Origin of the sequence: Siminovitchia acidinfaciens (genome assembly GCF_003605385.1) — a bacterium.
In the GTDB taxonomy this organism is placed as follows: Bacteria; Bacillota; Bacilli; order Bacillales; family Bacillaceae_C; genus Siminovitchia; species Siminovitchia acidinfaciens.
Genome location: NZ_QYTV02000008.1, coordinates 25,635 through 43,672, shown reverse-complemented (window position 1 = coordinate 43,672; position 18,038 = coordinate 25,635). Strand labels below are relative to the sequence as shown.

Below are 18,038 nucleotides of genomic sequence, written 5' to 3'. Positions count from 1 at the left end.
CCCCTCTGTTCATTTAAACTTTCCATTGTAATTACCAGCATTCTCTTCTTTTAATAGTTCGTATATATCATACAATGAAATGACGCTTCCTCCATCGATAACCTTTCGTTAATATACAGCAAGATATGACATTAAAAACCACCCTTCAAATTTACTGAAGGGTGGCTTTTCGTGAAATTTACACGGACAGGCAACCTGTTTAGAAGCCATGCCGGAAGTATAACAACATTACCGCACACCTTTCATCTGTCTTTGAATTAATGGTGTGGCAAGAAATAAAATGATACTTAGCAAGATGGCGATAACACCTATGACGCCGAAATACAGCATTTCTGTTTCTTTATGATAAAACTTCACAATCTGTGCATTCAGTCCCTGGGCTGCCGCATTGGAAAGAAACCATAGGCTCATTGTTTGTGCCGAGAATGCAGCAGGCGCTAATTTCGTGGCGGCAGATAGCCCGACAGGTGACAAACATAATTCACCGATTACAACAATTAGGTAACTTAGGACAAGCCAGATCGGATGCACCAATGAATTGGCACCTCCGAAATATGCTGGCAATAAAATGATGAGAAAGGAAAGGCCTGCAAACAATAATCCCAATGAAAACTTTTGTGGGATCGTGGGCTGGCGTTCTCCCAATTTCACCCATAACCAAGCAAAAACCGGAGCTAGCAGGATGATGAATAAAGGATTCAATGACTGAAACCACGCAGGCGACAGGTGAATTCCTGCAACGTCCAACTGAGTTCTTTTATCCGCAAAGTTGGCAAGAATAGTTGCCCCTTGTTCTTGAATAGACCAAAACATGACCGAAGCCAGAAATAACGGAATAAAAGCCAGAACGCGGGAACGTTCCACTTCTGTTGTTTTGGGGCTGCGATACATAAAGACGAAATATAAGGTTGGTATTAGAAAACCTAAAATTCCAACGAGAGCAATGAATGATTGTATCGTAAGCAATCCTGTTGGAATTGTGACGACTAAAACAATTCCCAGTAGAAGGGCAGCGCCTCCAATGATAAGATAGACCTTTTTCTTCTCGGCAGGAGATAAAGGATTGGCAATATAAGTACCTGCCAGTCCCAAACTTTTCTTCTTTGTAAAGAGATAAACTAAGAGTCCGAAGAACATACCAACAGCAGCGAAGGCAAATCCCAAGTGGAAACTATAATCCATGACAGCCCCTGTAAGCAAAGGGGAAATGAAAGCTCCCAGGTTAATCCCCATGTAAAAAATACTGAACCCGGCGTCTCTGCGATCATCCTTCTCACTATATATATCACCGACCATTGCAGATACATTCGGCTTAAGCAAGCCGGTGCCGATTACAATGAGAACCATAGAAACAAAGAACATCGGTAGTCCTCCAGGCATAGCAAGAGCAATATGGCCTAACATAATCAGAATCCCGCCATAAAAGACAGCCTTTGAAGTACCGAATATCCTATCGGCCAACCACCCTCCAATTATCCCCGACATATAAACGAGTGAACCATAAATGGACACAATCGAAAGAGCAGTTTTTTCATCGATGCCCAAACCGCCTTTGGACACTTCATAATACATATAAAAAACCAGGATTGCCCTCATCCCATAATATGAGAAGCGCTCCCAAAACTCCGTAAAGAATAAAGTAAAAAGCCCTTTTGGGTGTCCAAAAAAACCTTTTTGGGGAACACTGGATACAATTTTCTGTTTGTCCACAACAGACATTCTATACCCTCCAAACATTTATTATGATGCCAGCAACGCAGGTTCTTGGGTAGAAAAATTATTCCCCAAAACTTTTTAATTGGCGACACCTTTATCTTTTGTTTGTTACCCCAAAAAATTCCTTATTTAACAAAAATGGAAGAGCTTTTTTAATATTTAGAAGGAAGTTGTTCCACCGTATACAAAAATCATGTACCAGTTCCTCCCTTTTTTTCAAAAGCATTTTCATAAAAAAACCTATTCAAGCCTTGGATTTATGTTATAATAATGAAGCTAGATTCCTTGCCGTGGTGGCGGAAAGGCAGACGCGCTAGATTCAGGTTCTAGTGTCCGCGAGGGCGTGTGGGTTCGACTCCCACTCACGGCATCAACAGTATACCTATCAAGACTTCTACGGAATGTAGGAGTCTTTTTTTATCTAAATCATTGACTTGCCTTGCTGCAATTAATCGAATTTTATTACCGTTTAGCATTCAATTTTTCATAAAAATTGGCGTTCACTGTCCCTCTTTGACGAGTCTTTTTTCCGGTAAATTTATTTATACAATTTTTAGATTTGTTATAATAATATTTGAATTAATTTTCCAATTGGAGGAAATACCGTGAAAAAAATTCTAATTATTGCTGCTGCATCTTTGTCAGTTATAGTCTTGGGTTTATTTGGGGCCTACAAATATTTGGTTCATCAAGACGAGCAGAAGCAAGCTGAGGTTGAAAAAAAAGCTGAAGCCGCAGGTATTAGTGAAGAGGAATTCATGGAACAAACCCAATTGATTGGTGGTATTGATTATGAAGTCGATCTCGATAAAAATTCTACTGATGATGAAATTATATCGGTAATGCACAAAATGACTCACCAAAAAGTTCGGGCTGAAGATAAATGGGGAGCAATCCCTATGACTGAAGATACAATTAAACAGGTTTACGAAGTAGTTTCCAAAAGAGACTTTGATGACGCTGGATTGAAGGAGGATTTGTTGCATATCCTTCAAAAATGGGAGAACAACAATTTCTTAAGTGCCGATGAAGATCATAACTATTTCTGGGAATATCAGGGCGGTACAGTAGGCCGTGCTTATGATACGATGTCCCAGGCTGAAGAAGTGGAATTTATTAGAAACAATTTCAAGTGATAGGAGAAGCACATGAAGAAGATATTAATATTCATATTCGGAATGGCAATAGTGGTTGGAGGTGCGATTCTATTATTACCTAATGATGAAAACGCAAATTCTAATCAAAGCGACAGAAACAATACCCAAGTGGAAACAAAAGAAAATGCAGAACCAAAAATCTCGCCCATCGTTGAGGAATATTCTTTATCCGAAGAAGCAAGAGAACGAATTGCTACAGAAATGGGAGAGATTGAAGACGAAGAGTTCCTGGCCAGTAATATAATGGCCATGGCTTTACAGAAAGTAAAACTACATGAAAATGAAAACTTTGAGATAGCAGGAACTATAATTCGTCATCGCCCTCAGATTACCAGAGAGAACATTGCCTTTCTTAAAGAAAAAGCCAAAACTATCGACTCAGATCCTGTCCTCGAAGAGATTCTGAATAAATGGAGCCAAGAAAACTTTACCGATATCGATAAAGACTTCATGGCTGCAAAAAATGTTTTAACAGGTGATGATGAATATGGTTACGAAATAAAAAAGAGGACATTTGAAAAGGAAGAACAATACATCATGCACTTTTATGGTGAAGAAGGATTAAAGAAACATAAAGAACAGTGGGGATAGGCCTTTCAAGGCTTATTTTTCTTCTTATAGTAGTTTTTGTACTGGTTTATCAAAATAGCAGATTAAACTTCAAATTCAAATTAAACCATGAGCTACTCTTAAGAAGGGTGTTTTTAAATAGAGGACCTTTAAAATCTCCATAACTATCAGCGGGATACAGACAAATCCAATAAGAATTGAGTGGATGATGCAATGGAAGCACAGTTAGAAAACAGATCAAAAAGAAAAAAGGGGCTAAAAGCTCTAATATTAACGACTATTATTTCAATTTTCGCTTTTGTTTCTACATTCATTTATCAATCTTTCTTATCCAATTCCAGTTTTTCTAAATATCCGCCTGTTGGTGAATTGTTTGATATAGGTGATTATCAACTCCATATGTACGCAACGGGTAAAAAAACTGATCTTCCTACAATAATATTAGAATCTGGATCTGGCACCCCTTCTTCTGTTTCGGATTGGAGATATATTCAACCTGAATTGGCTAAAACGACTAGAGTGATTACCTATGATCGTGCAGGTTACGGGTGGAGTGACCAAGCGCATAATGATCGGACCAGCGAGCAAATCATAAACGATCTCCATAAAATGTTAGAAGTTTCAAATGAAGAGGGACCATTCATTTTGGTCGGCCATTCTTTTGGTGGTTTTAACATGCAACTATTTGCCCACCGCTACCCGAATCAAGTGGCAGGAATGGTATTATTGGACTCCTCTCTTATAGGGAAAAGTCCTGAAGTAACAGATTCGGCTTTATTTTTCCAAGAGTCGTTGAGGGAGTTGGGCGTTATGAGGTTAATGGGTGATTTAGGCATATTGCCTGTTCCAGAAGCAGCTATGTCTGATGAAAGATCGAAGGAATTTTTATACCGCAGTTTTTATAACGAAGACCAGAAAAGTGAAATCAAATTTATGACTACAACTGATGAAAAGCAGCTTAAACTTGTTCAAGAAGAAGGTTTCGGAGATCTTCCATTAATAATTCTTTCATCCAGAGCCGAAGAAAAAGAGCACAAAGACTGGCAGAACTCACAAGATGCATTACTTCAGTTATCAACCAACAGTCAGAGACACATCGTTGAACATTCCAGCCACTACATTCATCATGATCAACCAACGGTTGTGATTGACAGCATACTGGAGATATTGGAAAAAGCAGAATAACGAATTGATAAAAAAACAAAAAACATATCCCCCTCCTGCTCTTCTCTCTCAACTCCCCCCTCTCATATTCATATCAAGAGAGAAGAGATTTGAGGAAATCGAAAAAAAGTGTAAAAAAGTCTACTCGAAAGACTTCTTCGTTAACCCATTCATAAGAATGTTGCTTGGTAATGAGTATTACATAACTTCTGCTTCTTTGAATTTCTTTTTTTATTATAAGATACCATGAGTAAAAAGTATTTACCTATGCGCTTCAATAGAATAATCACGCTCGGCGGGTATCCCTCGCCCAAAGAGGGAAGTAATTTGATTAATTTCCTTTTCACCTACCCATATGAGATAATAATGATGGAAAAACGTTTTGTAAATGGTATTACGGTCATTGGTTTAACATTCTAATGAAAGGATGCTGATTCAATGGGGAAATTCACAAAATTAGTTGGGGTAGCCGGAGTAGTTACCGGTGCGGCGTATCTGTCAAAAAGTGAGAATCGTCGGAAAGTACAAGGACAGCTTAATAAAGCAATAAAAAGGTTAAATTCATCATATGTTAAAAATTTGGGCAAGCCTTCGAACATAGATGACGCCGAAATGGTGGACGAAGGTGCTATAACTAGTGTGCGGTATTATAATAAACTTCAGGAAAAATTCCAGTCTAAATAATGTCATTTTTAGACCTAGGCGGTCTTTTTAAATAGCTATTTACACAGGTACGAGGCGTGTATAGCTAATAATGGAACGTAAAAAAGAAAGGCAGATTTCTTGCCTTTCTTTATTTTTTATGCAAATCAAGCCATTGCTTAACCAAACGCTTCGGAGCCGCACGTAAATAGGCTTCTTGAATTAGATCGGTCAATTCTTCCCATACTTCCCCGGCTGGATTTTGGATAGATACCCAACCGTGATGCCCGATATATGGTGTTTTGAAAAAACACTCTTTCTGCAGCAATATTTCTTGAGTTTCCCGATCTGACTTGAACGATAAGCCGAATCCTTTCTCGTTTTCACCTGAAATTACAAATGATTTTCCATTGATTTTAAAAGTGTTGTGACCGAAACCGTCGATGTGCTCAACTGCTTCGGGCAGTGCAAGACAAATGTTGCGCACATTATCCAGCATACCTGCCGTGTCTTGGGGTTTCATATTATTTTGCATTCTCATCCGGCTGATGAATCCCGAAAATATTTCCTTCGGTATCAATATAGTATCCCTGCCACGCCATTCCAGGAAGGGCATATTTGGGCATTGCTACCTTACCGCCATTCTCAATAATTTTAGATTCCGTTGAATCGTAATTTTCCACTCCCATAGTACAAGTAAATCCATTTAGAGCTTGGTTTGCTTCCGGCGGAGCACTTTGCCGTTGCATCAGAGCACCGTTAATCCCTGGTTCATTCGCCTCCCCCGTCACTGCTCCAAAGTAAGGCATTCCCGCATAATCGCTCCAGTCTTCAAATGACCATCCGAATACCTCTCCATAAAACTTCTTTGCCCGTTCCATGTCATCCACATGAATTTCGAAATGAATTAATCTACCCATGATTCCCCTCCTATTTTTTTATAAAAAAACAACCATTACCTACATATTTTGAATTCGCTTACAAAACCCTATTTAATATTATAAAGGGTATGGAAATATATACAATTAATAATAAAAAATATAGTATTTCCTTTTCGTCTTGTCAAAATAATAGACCGCTAATAAAAATGTAAGCTTCTTCCAATCCCAATACCGATTACTTCATTAACGCCTTACTTATACAGGAAAAAAGTGGAGAGTATTAAAAAAACTAAAAAACAAACTATAAATAGAGTATTTCATCGTAACATAAACAGTTCCTCGTAGGAAACCTTCATTTTTTTCAGCTTCCTGGGTTAAATTTGAGAGTACGTGAGGATGAAACAATTTGAGTCAACTAAAACCGGTAATCTTGCTTAACATCGATTCACTAATGCCCGAACCGCTGGAGATGGCTGTCCAAACTGGACGTGCTCCCGCCTTAAAATTTCTAATAGAAAACGGTAGTTATTTCTCCAATATGGTCAGTTCGTTTCCAACAATGTCAGTAACGATTGATAGCAGTCTTTTAACAGGTACATATGCTGACAAGCATCGTGTGCCTGGATTAAACTGGTTCGATGACTCTAAAAAAGAAATCATTAACTACGGAACCGGTTTTCGTGAAACCTTCAGGCTAGGCATACGTCGGTCCGTTCATAACATGCTCTATCGACTAAATAATGAGCACTTGAGCAGTAAGGTTACTACAATCTTTGAGGATTTGGCTAGTATGGGGATCCCTTCCGCCTCTATTAATTCTTTCGTCTATCGTGGAAATACGCCTAAGAGGTTACATGTCCCTCGACTCTTTAGTACATTGACCCGCTTCGAAGATGGTGAGTGGATAACCAATACTCCACCTATTTTTTCTTTAGGTCTTTTTTCCAAACTACGGCCGTGGGGTTATACACCGCAAATAGCTGCTGGAAGCGATAAATATACCACTAGGGAGCTTCAACATTTAATTCGTAAGAACAACCTTCCAGGGTTTACATTCTGTATATTTCAGGATATGGACTTTCGCATACATTTTAAGGGACCAATGGATATAAAAGGCATTGCCAAAATTGATCGGGAAATTCAAAAAATATTGAGCATGTATTCAAGCTGGAAAGAAGCTCTAAACCGGAATGTATGGATGGTAATGGGGGACAACGGCCACTCTTCCACGGGAACCAAGTATCGGGAGTTTATTATTGATTTGCGCAAAATACTAAAAGAGTATCGTATCGCCCGAATTCAGCGCAAAGTACATGAGAAGGACCAACTAGTCCTTTGTGTAAACCAGCGTATGGCTTATATTTACCTGCTGGATAAAAACCTTTCGATGTCTTCTATTATCGAACGATTAAAGAGTGATCAACGGATCGACATTATTGCCTGGAAGGAAAAAGACTCCGTTCACATCGCCTCCGGCATGAAAGAAGGTTCATTGCATTACTGTCCAACCGGTGAATATACGGATGTATATAACCAAAGCTGGAGAATGGAAGGAAATCATGATCTTCTTGATTTGAACGTAACTAATGACAAAAAATTGTCCTATGGGGATTATCCAGATGCGTTGGCTAGGGTTTATAGTGCCTTGCATTCCCATTCGGGGCGTTTCATTGTGGTGAATGCTAAGCCTGGCTGTGACTTTAAAGCTCAGTCCACACCATTCCACCTCAGTGGTGCAGCACACGGTTCCTTACACAAACAAGAGTCTCTTGTCCCGTTAGTAATTGCAGGAACTACAGAGAAACCAACATTACCACGTCACGTCGATATGAAAGAGTTCATACTGAGGATAGTCTCTAAACAATCTAAAAGTTAACAATCGGGTGTAATTCATTTTATGGAATTACACCCGATTGTTCATTGGGAACAAGAGGATTAGACAAACGATTTGTTAGCTGTTTCGTACAAAGAACTTAACAAAATTATAACTTATCTTAGCTGCCCAATAGTTAGTAAAATAGTGATTGAATAGGTAACGATAATCGTATTTATTTTAATGATGCAATTTTTGCATCGTAGATCTTCGATCGCTCTGTAAAATACAGAAGCAAAATCCCAAATTTATTATAATAATGAAGCGTACGTACTGTTACATCGGTTATTTTTGCAATCTCACCAATAGAATATTGCCTTGTAGTTCTTTTCTCACCCCAATGTCTTTATATTCTCATAGTACAACATCACGTTACTATAAAAGAGGACAACGACATCATGGAACATCTACAAAGCATTAAAACAATCAGCATTATTATTTGGGATTTAAACCTGGAAATTTCACTCTAAAGATTTCATTATAATCCCATCGCTGCCAAAACTCCCATATTGAAGATGTTATAGCAGTGACTTATACTTTGGTACTGTCCAAACTTATGGAGGTGCCATATGATAAAAGAATGGAATTTATTACGGGCACTTGCCTGTTTATGTATATTATTTCTTCATAGTACAACACAGATGTCAAAGGTGATTGACCATCCAGAAGTTGAACTTTACCACTACGTCAGAATCCTTTTATGTATGGCGACACCTGCCTTTATCGTTTTGTCCATTGTGATTTTGGCAAATCGATATCCAAATCGATTGCCGGATAACTTTTGGGTAAAACGAGTGAATTATATATTGATTCCATTTTTATTCTTTGCAGTAATTGATGCGCTTGTGACCAAGTATTTCAACAGCAATATCATGATAGATGAAAAAATCACAGAAAACATACTGACTGGTAATTTTGTCGGTTGGTTCATTCTTGTCATTTTTCAATTTTACGTTCTGCATTATTTGGTTACCAAATGGAAGCTTTCAATGAAATGGATGCTGCCGCTAAGCCTAATATTGATGTTCAGTTATTTATTCATGATGAATGAAGGCCTCATTAAGCTTGATAGCTATTCACATGTTCTTAGACTTCCGTTCCTTGCTTGGTTTGGCTACTTTACAGTTGCATACGTTATAGGAAAATATTACAATTCACTTTCAAAAACACTATTGAAATACCGTTGGCTTACCTTAATGTTTCTTGCACTCTCAGCCACTATAGTGTATTTTTCGTATGATTCCGGTTTAATAACGGGGACCCATTCCAGAAGAATGGACTTGTTTCCGTTGGTCATTTCCTTCTGCTTAGCGGTATTGGCTTGGGGACAGAAAATGCCAGGAAGCAAGGTAGTCAATCTGATCAGTAATTATTCTTTTGGGATTTATTTATTGCATTGGCAATTTCAAAGGCTTTTGGCGCCTCATGTAGCCGGAATGTTTTCAAACTACTTGGCCAGCGTAATATTATTGTTTGTTGTTTCACTGGCGGCTTCCATTGTAACGATAAAATTGATTTCATACCTGCCATTTGGTTCATTCATTGTTGGTAAGGTAAGAAAGGGAAAAAAGAACCTGTTCGGGCCGAACTTGTGGAGAAAACAGCTTAAACATGGGTTCACTTTTCGCCATAGCCCCTCTATTGTAGATAGATGAAATAACAATACTGAATCCCAGCGGCGTTAACCCTGTCTCCAGGGCTAACGCCGCTTATTTTTCCAACTTTAAATAAAGTTTTCTCGAAGTTCGAAACTTCCTGATAAACTTTTTTTAATTTGGTTTTTAGACTGAAAAAGACCCTTGACATCAGAAGCGTATTAGACAAACCTGTCCCGGAGGAAATGGATAAATGCTATGGATTTATACAATAAGCTAAATCGGTTTTAAGAACCAAGCACTTGATTCTATTATGTTTCTAAGAATTAATAACTCTATTCGATATTTATCGTTCTATAAATAACATTCTCAAATATTTCTCGAAGTTAACTCCTGCCACCTCTGGAGTTTGCTCAAGGAACGTATCACTGATTGCCGCTGACAGGAACTCTTCTGCAAGTTTAATGGATTTTTTAAGATCCTCTCCACGCATCATGCTCCCCATAATCACTGATGCAAATAAGTCACCAGTTCCGGAATAGCTTTTCCCATTGTAAGGCATAGCTCGATAATACGTTCGATCTCCGTCCAAATACATATTTCCAATAAACTGCTTATCTGTATCCGCTGACGGCGGATTCACGCCAGTAATAATAACCTGAGCAGCAGTTTCTTGCTGCATAATGCGGCCAACTTCTTCGAGCGCCTTCAAAAAGTCCTTCTCATTTGAATAATTATGTAACTTTTCATAGGATAATCCTGTTAATAGACAGCACTCTGTAACATTTGGTGTAATTACATCCGCACACTTCACAAGTTCTCTCATTCGTCCCAGCATTTCATCTGTAAAAAGCTTATAGGCTTCACCTACATCTCCCATTACCGGATCAACAAGTAAAAGCGTTTCTTTTTTATAAAATTTATCTAAAAAACGAAAAATATTATTGATTTGCTCTCTCCCAGTAACGAAGCCGGTCTGAATTCCGTCAAAGGTTACATCCAGCTTGCTCCATTCCTCTTCATAAAATTGCATTTTAGATGTCAAATCTTCATAAAAAAAGCTTGGATAATCCGTTTGTGCGGACAATATGGCTGTCGGCAAAGGACATGCCTGCACCCCCATTACCGAAAGAACTGGAATGGCAGCTGTTAATGAACATTTACCAAAAGATGATAAATCCTGTATTACAGCGACTTTTTTCATAAATACCTCCGAAAAGTGAATCCATATCTGTATCCATTTTACCACAAAAAAAGTGGAGGAAATCCATAAGAGAAGTGATCAAGATGACCAAGGATCGCTTATCAAACTTCCCTTATATAAAAGCATTTTTTTATAATTGCTTCTACACCAAAAAGCTTCTTCCATTTTTAGATTCGGTCAACCGGTTACTATAGGATTAATGTTTATACTCAATGGCTACTCTAGCTTTTTTCCAACCCTTTCGTTTTTAACAGGTGGGAAAAATATGGTTAAAATGAACATACGAACTGCTGCTTTAATTCAAAGCATTTGCGGAAGAAATCCTATCAATCCTATCAACAGAAAAAAACGGGAGGCTTTGCCCTTCCGCTTAGTAATTCTTCTAAAATACCTTCGGTAAATACGCCCTACGCTATATTATTTTTTTTGGCAATTTTTACATACCTTGATCATTTCATTTTCTTCGGTTCTGTGGGGATATGGTAATTTAATTCTAGTCTTTCCACACAGTGGACATTTTCCTCGGGCCCTCGAAGGCAGTCTCCATAATGTCTTCCCCCGGTATCTCTTCGCCATTTCCATCCATCCCTCAAGGTAAAATTCACTTTCACTTTATTTAATGATGGATGGGGAAAAATAATGTTGGGCGGATTCATCATTTTTAAAAGCTTTTTATTAAATACTTGGAGATGGTTATATTAGCTTCCCTGCTTCTGAAAACCACAGTAAAATCCCTATAAATCCCCGCTCAAAATCCCGCATTCTTCTATTCAAATAGAAAAGTACCATTATCCTAAACACTAATGGTACTTTAAATTTTTATTTGATTTAAGATTTATTCTGCTTCACCAACAACTGTAAAACGAGCATTTATATGTTGCGGATTTTCAATCTCATCCAAAACTGCAATTGCATAGTCTGCATAGCTGATGTAACTATCACCTTTTGAATTCACAAGAAGATGATCTTTTCCAGACTGATAAGATCCAGTTCTTTTTCCTTCCGGATCAAATACCGCAGAAGGACTTATAAATGTCCATTTTATATCAGATGTTTCTTGTAATTCCTGCAGGTTTCGCCCTTGCCCTTTAGCTGTTGGGAAAAATATATTTGGAAAATCTGGTGTATCCATTACCTTAATAGTTTTATTTTCATCAACATAAAGACTTCCTGCTCCACCTACAATAACTGCTCTTGTATTAGTTCCTTTTAGTGCCTCAATTAATGCATGTCCAGCATCAACGTGTGCCTGCTCTTCACCAAGAGGAGCACCAAAGGCATTAACCACTACGTCAAACGGTTTTACATCCTCTAATGTAAGATCAAAAATATTTTTTTCTATGACAGCAACACTTTTATCTTTAATTTTTGACGCATCTCTTACAATTGCTGTTACTTCATGTCCCCGACTAACCGCTTCTTCCAAAATAAGTCTTCCTATTTTACCACTTGCACCAATAATACCAATTTTCAATTTTCAACCCTCCTATAATTACATATAGTAACCAAAATGATTACTGTAATCATATAAGTTTACCGTAAGGTTCTTAATGCTCCGCTCCAAGCAACAACTTCATCAAGCATAGCATTTACATTATCGAGATGTAATTCTTGTGGTTTAAACTCAGCCCCATCAACAAAATCAGTAAACAAGCTCAATGTTGGATGTGTACGAACATCCGCAACTTTCTGTTCTGCAAGAATGCCTCGTAAATGTTCAGCTGCACGAGCCCCGCCAGTAGAACCATAACTTACGATACCAGCTGCTTTGTCATACCAAACTTCACGGGCAAAATCGATGGCGTTTTTTAACGCTCCTGTAATACTGTGATTGTATTCTTGAACAATGAATACAAACCCATCAAGACTGGCCAGTTTTGCATTCCAATCAGCAATACCTGGCTCTGTTCCATCGGTTGTCCCTAAAAATGGAAGATTAAAGTCAGCAATATCTACAATTTCATAATTTGCGTCTCCACGTTTGTCAGCAAGTCCTTTTACCCATTCACCTACTTGTGGGCTCACACGTCCTTGACGAGTACTTCCTAAGATAATTCCAATGTTTAATTTTTCTGTAGTCATTGTTTCTTCCTCCTTAGTCTGTTTACCAAAAATTCTTTCAATAATACCCAATTTTTCACACCGCCTATTAAAAAGTTTATTTACTTGTTTCTCTTCGAACAATTGGAGCAATTTCTGTTGCTAGCAATTCAATGCCTTCTGCTACATTCTTAAAAGGTTGGCCACCTATATCTAACTGAGCCAAGAAACGTTGGTGCCCAAAGAGTTCGTGCTGTTGAAGGATTTTCTCGACGATTTGCTGTGGACTTCCCACGAACAAAGCAGTATCCGGGCTAGCCATTTGTTCGAAGTCATCCCTTGACATTCTTGTCCCCATTCCACGCTGACGGTTTACATATTCCCAGTAATTAGAGTAGTAAGGATAAAACTCTTCCTTCGCTTGCTGGGTTGTCTTGGCTATATAAGCATGACCGGTTACACCAACCTTCAATGTTTCTGGTTCATATCCAGCGTCTATTCCAGCTTGACAATAAAGATCAACAAGCGGCTTAAAACGTTTTGGATTACCACCCAGTATGGCTAAAGCCATCCCCACCCCGAATCTTCCGGCCCGAACAGCACTCTCGGGTGTCCCTCCAACTCCAATCCAAATGGGTAGTTTTTCTTGTACTGGTCTTGGAGCAATCTCAGCATTCCTTAAAGGAGAACGGAACTTCCCCGACCAAGTGACGGTATCATTTTGAGTCAGCTGTAATAGGAGTTCCATATGTTCTTCAAACAATTCATCATAATCGTTTGTACCATAGCCGAAAAGAGGAAATGATTCTATAAATGCTCCTCTGCCCGCCAGTATTTCAGCTCGGCCGTCCGAAATCAAATCCAATGTAGCAAAATCTTCAAATAGACGAACAGGATCAAGCGTACTTAAAACACTTGTCGTACTTGTTAATCCAATTTGTTCTGTTACTTGTGCAATAGCAGCCAATATAACTGCAGGAGAAGAAGAAGCGTAATCCAGACGATGATGCTCTCCTACTCCAAATACATCTAGTCCTGCCTCATCAGCAAGTTTTGCGGCTTGAATGATTTCTTTTATTCTTTCCTTTGCCGTTATCGTCTTTCCTGTATGGGGATCCGTACCAATATCCGCAAGTGTGTAGATACCGATTTCAATTCCGGCACTTTTTTTAGCAGCCAATCGGATACCTCCCATCTTATACAGCTAACTCGATGCGATTCCCAGAAGGATCATAAGTAATAAAATGATCATTTTCTTCTAATACGTCCGCACCAATTTGCTTTAAATTCATTACTGCATGTTTCCGAGCTTCTTCATGATCAAAAACAAGCGTAAACGATTCAAGACCTACACTATTTTTGGCCGGGGCTTTTGCCCCTACGCCATTCCATGTGTTGACCCCTACATGATGGTGATATTTTCCGTAGGAAAGGAATAAGGCTTGCGCTCCATATCGATTGACTACATCCATTCCCAGTCCATTTACATAAAACTCTTCTGTCTTCTTTAGTTCTGACACGTGTAAATGAATGTGACCCATTACCGTTGCAGCAGGCATCATTTTCCAGGTCTTGCCAGGTACAACATTGTTTAATAGAGTTTCAAAATCTAGTGGATCTACCGCCATTGCCACTTCTTCGCCTTCCCATCTCCATTCAGAAGGATCTCTATCGATATAAATTTCAATTTCATTCCCATCAGGATCATGTAAGTACAATGCTTCACTGACAAGATGGTCCGATGAACCAAAACGAATGTCATTATTGACTAAATGAACAACGATATTAGCCAGGTCTGACTTTGTTGGCAACAATAATGCAAAATGATACAAACCTGTTGTTCTTCCCTGTTTCGGTATGACATTTTCAGGTTGTTCAAGTGATAAGATACTTGTCTTACCATCCGTTGTGAGTTTTGCGGTAGAGGATGTTTGTTCTAAAATATCGAATCCAAGGACATCTTTATAAAATTCTATTGAACGTTGTAAATTTTCCACCTTAACTTTTACATGCCCAATGAATGTCGTTGGTTTTTTGTGAAATACCATCATAGACCTCCTAGTTGTTATTTGAGTTAAATATTTTTTGGTCTAAAGATAATACCGATTTATCAGCCATTACAAAGTAAATAGACATTGCCAGTAATGCAAGATCAAGTTCATATCCTGCCATTTGACCATTGCCAAGGAATCCAGCTGGAAGTTTTGCTGTAATAATAGCTCCTACCATGATCAATGCAAACAATAGGCCAATGACCCTTGTTCCAATTCCTAAAATTAAGGCAATACCTCCAACTAACTCTATAACAGCAACTGCATAGGCTAGGAATCCTGGAATACCAAGAATATCAAAAAATCCCACTGTATTTGAAATTCCATCTTGGAATTTTGCTAATCCATGAATGAAGAATGTAAGGCCTAATATTACTCTTAAAATAACTTTCCCAATTTCGTTTTTATTCATTTCTTTACTCTCCTTTTTTCAGTTGGTTACTTTATGTAACTTAATTTATTATAGTTATTATGTTTTGTCAAGTAAGCAATTTTATATTTATTAATAAGTTATATATTGTGGTACACTATAAATAAAAGGGGTAAAGACAATGACGCAGCCAACTATTTGTCCAAAGTTTGAAAAAGCCCTCTCACTTCTAAGTCAAAAATGGACCGCATTAGTTATTTATCAATTATTATCCGGCACACAACGTTTTAATGAAATTCAATCTGCGATTGGTATAAGTGGAAAAGTTCTATCTGATCGCTTAAAGGATTTAGAAAATAAAGAAATAGTTAAACGTGAGGTTATCCCTGAAACGCCTGTAGTCATTGAATACTCATTAACTGAAAAAGGACGTTCAATTGAGCCAATCATTCGAGACATAGAGAACTGGTCACAGCTTTGGATAAAAGACTGAGTTCCCTAAAATAATTTGGTGGAAAATGAACAAAGACATGAACAGAGACATTTCTTATTGAAATGACTTTTGTCCATGTCTTTTCTATTTGGATATTTCGCAATTATGACAGGCGGTGTTTGATTGGGGGCTTACTTATTAGTGGTTTCTATTATTATTTCTGAGTTAATCCATGACGCTCTTTCATTGAACCATTACCATATCTTAGATAGATCAGACAGAAAAGACCCCGACTTCTCACAAAACGGGGTTAGACGAAATTAATTATTGCATTGAGAATATTAACTTTAAATCTTATTGAGTGGACTACCCGAAGTTTTTATTAATATAACATCGGCTGAAAAATAGAATGATTGCTTAATCGTATAGCTGGATACTTATCCCAAAATGGGAAAAATGATATATAAAAAAACATCAACTTGGAGTATATACTACTCCAGTATCTCCTTTACTCTCCCTACAATGCCGCTTTTAAGCCGGACTTTTATTCCATGATGATGAGTGGCTGAGTTAGTTAATATGTCCAAAACCACACCTTCTGTTAATTTTCCCGAACGCTGGTCTTGTTTTTGTACAACTTTTACTTTCGTGCCTTGCCTTATATTTTCTCGTTTAGTTCCTAGCATAAAAAATCTCCCCTATCTTTTATTGAGACAACTTCTGTACAACTATAAATATACTCTTCCCAATTCAACCACCCTCAACCCGCATTCTTCGTTGCCGTAAAATAAAGATTTCCTCCCGAACCCACTTAATATACTTTTAAGATACAGTTTTACCCGTTTTCCCGCCTGTTTTTCACCTTTTATTCGGTTTTAAATAAAGATCTCTGATATAAGGATTCAGCAGCAAAACAGCCCCGAAATCGGAATAATATTTTTTCGCAAAATCAGGGCTGGGATCGGAAATGTTTATTTTATGTGAGAAGAGTTTATTTTTTGGTTACATAGTAGAAATAAAAGCAAATGGGAAGAAAAACAAATGAAATTAAAAGGTATAATAATAAAACCATCGTAGATCGGCATTCCAGTAAAAGAAGAGCATTGTGGGCTGTTAGCTGAGGAAGGCCTGATCCTCTTAAATAAGCAACCAAGGAAACCACCGAATGAATCAGTTTGGGACCATAAGAAATGGACCAAAGCCCCCCGATTTTATACAGGGGGGGCACATCATTCTACTGTTTCCCCATTGCATCAAGATTCTTTGATCCAAAATTATCGAGCATCGCACGCACTTCGTCTGTTGACTCAGTGCTCATTAATTGATTTCTTAATTCACTCGCCCCTCGAAATCCTTTGACATATATCTTAAAAAACCGATGAAGAGCCTTGAATGGACGTAGCCCTAAGGTTGAATATTTATCATGGAGATCCATATGCAATCTTAATAGATTAAGCAATTCTTTACTGCTAGGATCTTTCGGCTCTTTTTCAAAGGCAAATGGATTTTTAAAAATACCACGCCCAATCATAACCCCATCAACACCATATTGTTCAACGAGCTTCAAGCCAGTTTGACGGTCAGGGATATCCCCATTGATCGTCAAAAGTGTACCTGGTGCCACATGATCACGAAGTTTTTTAATCTCCGGGATTAGCTCCCAATGAGCATCTACTTTGCTCATTTCCTTCATTGTACGAAGATGAATGGACAGATTGACAATGTCTTGTTTCAATATGTGTGTCAGCCAATCCTGCCATTCGTCTACATCCGTGTAGCCAAGCCTTGTCTTTACACTTACGGGTAAGCCTCCTGCTTTTGCTGCTTGTATTAAATCTGCCGCAACTTCTGGACGACGGATAAGGCCGGCTCCCTTCCCATTCTGTGCCACATTAGGTACAGGACAGCCCATATTGATATCTATACCTCGAAAGCCTAGTTTCGCCATACCTATACTCATTTCACGAAAGTATTCAGGCTTATCCCCCCATATATGGGCCACAATTGGTTGTTCATCTTCTGTAAATGTCAGACGCCCACGCACACTCTGAGTCCCCTGTGGGTGACAATAACTCTCTGTGTTTGTAAACTCTGTAAAAAACACATCTGGTCTGGCTGCTTCACTCACTACATGGCGGAAAACAACATCCGTCACATCTTCCATTGGTGCCAGTATAAAAAACGGCCTTGGTAAATCACGCCAAAAATTATCTTTCATATTCAAATCCTCTCATTATTGGACACCTGGGCAAGCCCTTGTCCCCAAAAATAAAAAGCAAGGTTCTCCCTGCTTTTACTGCACCTATACCGTGCTAAAGCACTTTTTATCAAACAATAGTAAA

General features: G+C 38.3%; 19 protein-coding genes and 1 tRNA gene. 8 read left to right on the top strand and 12 right to left on the bottom strand.

Translation table 11 applies throughout. The annotated features are described in order from the left end of the window. Positions 1–228: 228 nt before the first annotated feature. Positions 229–1,719, bottom strand: a complete 1,491-nt coding sequence (locus D4T97_RS15730) for a peptide MFS transporter (protein ID WP_126051718.1) — start codon at positions 1,717–1,719, stop codon at positions 229–231. A gap of 284 nt (positions 1,720–2,003) precedes the next feature. Here D4T97_RS15730 and D4T97_RS15725 point away from each other — a divergent pair. The 5 genes from D4T97_RS15725 to D4T97_RS15705 all read left to right on the top strand — a co-directional run bounded on the left by D4T97_RS15725 (position 2,004) and on the right by D4T97_RS15705 (position 5,291). Continuing rightward, positions 2,004–2,086: transfer RNA gene (locus tag D4T97_RS15725), tRNA-Leu, on the top strand. Between the two features lie 235 nt (positions 2,087–2,321). After that, positions 2,322–2,852 (top strand): DUF6241 domain-containing protein, encoded by a 531-nt coding sequence (locus D4T97_RS15720; RefSeq protein WP_126051717.1) that lies wholly within the window; start codon positions 2,322–2,324, stop codon positions 2,850–2,852. A gap of 12 nt (positions 2,853–2,864) precedes the next feature. Then, on the top strand, positions 2,865–3,464 hold the full coding sequence (locus tag D4T97_RS15715) for a DUF6241 domain-containing protein (RefSeq protein ID WP_126051716.1): 600 nt from the start codon (positions 2,865–2,867) through the stop codon (positions 3,462–3,464). Positions 3,465–3,656: 192 nt separating this feature from the next. Beyond that, positions 3,657–4,628 (top strand): alpha/beta fold hydrolase, encoded by a 972-nt coding sequence (locus D4T97_RS15710; protein WP_126051715.1) that lies wholly within the window; start codon positions 3,657–3,659, stop codon positions 4,626–4,628. A 417-nt stretch (positions 4,629–5,045) separates the two neighbouring features. Beyond that, positions 5,046–5,291 (top strand): hypothetical protein, encoded by a 246-nt coding sequence (locus D4T97_RS15705; protein ID WP_126051714.1) that lies wholly within the window; start codon positions 5,046–5,048, stop codon positions 5,289–5,291. A gap of 109 nt (positions 5,292–5,400) precedes the next feature. On the opposite strand, the gene D4T97_RS15700 is transcribed toward D4T97_RS15705, so the two are convergent. Both D4T97_RS15700 and D4T97_RS15695 read right to left on the bottom strand, forming a co-directional pair. Further along, on the bottom strand, positions 5,401–5,784 hold the full coding sequence (locus D4T97_RS15700) for an MmcQ/YjbR family DNA-binding protein (protein WP_126051812.1): 384 nt from the start codon (positions 5,782–5,784) through the stop codon (positions 5,401–5,403). After that, the gene (locus tag D4T97_RS15695; protein ID WP_126051713.1) at positions 5,774–6,169 is read right to left on the bottom strand and encodes a VOC family protein; all 396 of its coding nucleotides are present in this window, start codon (positions 6,167–6,169) and stop codon (positions 5,774–5,776) included. Before D4T97_RS15695 ends, D4T97_RS15700 begins: the two co-directional genes overlap by 11 nt. A 367-nt stretch (positions 6,170–6,536) precedes the next feature. On the opposite strand from D4T97_RS15695, the gene D4T97_RS15690 reads away from it, so the two are divergent. Continuing rightward, positions 6,537–8,006, top strand: a complete 1,470-nt coding sequence (locus tag D4T97_RS15690) for an alkaline phosphatase family protein (protein ID WP_235872280.1) — start codon at positions 6,537–6,539, stop codon at positions 8,004–8,006. Positions 8,007–8,178: 172 nt separating this feature from the next. Here the strand turns inward: D4T97_RS15690 and D4T97_RS21140 are convergent, their stop codons facing one another. After that, a complete protein-coding gene (locus tag D4T97_RS21140; protein ID WP_126051810.1) occupies positions 8,179–8,310 on the bottom strand; it encodes a MerR family transcriptional regulator in 132 nt (43 codons plus the stop codon). Between the two features lie 262 nt (positions 8,311–8,572). Here D4T97_RS21140 and D4T97_RS15680 point away from each other — a divergent pair, with 262 nt between their 5' ends. Further along, entirely contained in the window at positions 8,573–9,658 is a 1,086-nt protein-coding gene (locus D4T97_RS15680) for an acyltransferase family protein (RefSeq protein ID WP_126051712.1), read from the top strand. A 286-nt stretch (positions 9,659–9,944) separates the two neighbouring features. Here the strand turns inward: D4T97_RS15680 and D4T97_RS15675 are convergent, their stop codons facing one another. From D4T97_RS15675 to D4T97_RS15650, 6 genes are all read right to left on the bottom strand, one after another. Beyond that, the gene (locus D4T97_RS15675) at positions 9,945–10,802 is read right to left on the bottom strand and encodes a pyridoxamine kinase (RefSeq protein WP_126051711.1); all 858 of its coding nucleotides are present in this window, start codon (positions 10,800–10,802) and stop codon (positions 9,945–9,947) included. A gap of 835 nt (positions 10,803–11,637) precedes the next feature. Next, positions 11,638–12,276 carry an NAD(P)-dependent oxidoreductase gene (locus D4T97_RS15670; protein WP_126051710.1) on the bottom strand — a complete coding sequence of 213 codons (639 nt, stop codon included), beginning with the start codon at positions 12,274–12,276 and terminating at the stop codon, positions 11,638–11,640. A 59-nt stretch (positions 12,277–12,335) separates the two neighbouring features. Then, a complete protein-coding gene (locus D4T97_RS15665; protein ID WP_408021621.1) occupies positions 12,336–12,884 on the bottom strand; it encodes an NADPH-dependent FMN reductase in 549 nt (182 codons plus the stop codon). A 76-nt stretch (positions 12,885–12,960) separates the two neighbouring features. Beyond that, the gene (locus tag D4T97_RS15660) at positions 12,961–14,022 is read right to left on the bottom strand and encodes an LLM class flavin-dependent oxidoreductase (protein ID WP_408021619.1); all 1,062 of its coding nucleotides are present in this window, start codon (positions 14,020–14,022) and stop codon (positions 12,961–12,963) included. Between the two features lie 16 nt (positions 14,023–14,038). After that, on the bottom strand, positions 14,039–14,890 hold the full coding sequence (locus tag D4T97_RS15655) for a VOC family protein (RefSeq protein WP_126051707.1): 852 nt from the start codon (positions 14,888–14,890) through the stop codon (positions 14,039–14,041). Positions 14,891–14,900: 10 nt separating this feature from the next. Next, positions 14,901–15,305 (bottom strand): DoxX family protein, encoded by a 405-nt coding sequence (locus D4T97_RS15650; RefSeq protein WP_126051706.1) that lies wholly within the window; start codon positions 15,303–15,305, stop codon positions 14,901–14,903. A 139-nt stretch (positions 15,306–15,444) separates the two neighbouring features. On the opposite strand from D4T97_RS15650, the gene D4T97_RS15645 reads away from it, so the two are divergent. Continuing rightward, positions 15,445–15,756, top strand: a complete 312-nt coding sequence (locus D4T97_RS15645) for a winged helix-turn-helix transcriptional regulator (RefSeq protein ID WP_126051705.1) — start codon at positions 15,445–15,447, stop codon at positions 15,754–15,756. A gap of 431 nt (positions 15,757–16,187) precedes the next feature. Here the strand turns inward: D4T97_RS15645 and D4T97_RS15640 are convergent, their stop codons facing one another. Continuing rightward, positions 16,188–16,382 (bottom strand): YwbE family protein, encoded by a 195-nt coding sequence (locus D4T97_RS15640; protein ID WP_126051704.1) that lies wholly within the window; start codon positions 16,380–16,382, stop codon positions 16,188–16,190. A gap of 548 nt (positions 16,383–16,930) precedes the next feature. Then, the gene (locus D4T97_RS15635; RefSeq protein ID WP_126051703.1) at positions 16,931–17,914 is read right to left on the bottom strand and encodes a tRNA dihydrouridine synthase; all 984 of its coding nucleotides are present in this window, start codon (positions 17,912–17,914) and stop codon (positions 16,931–16,933) included. Positions 17,915–18,038 lie beyond the last annotated feature (124 nt).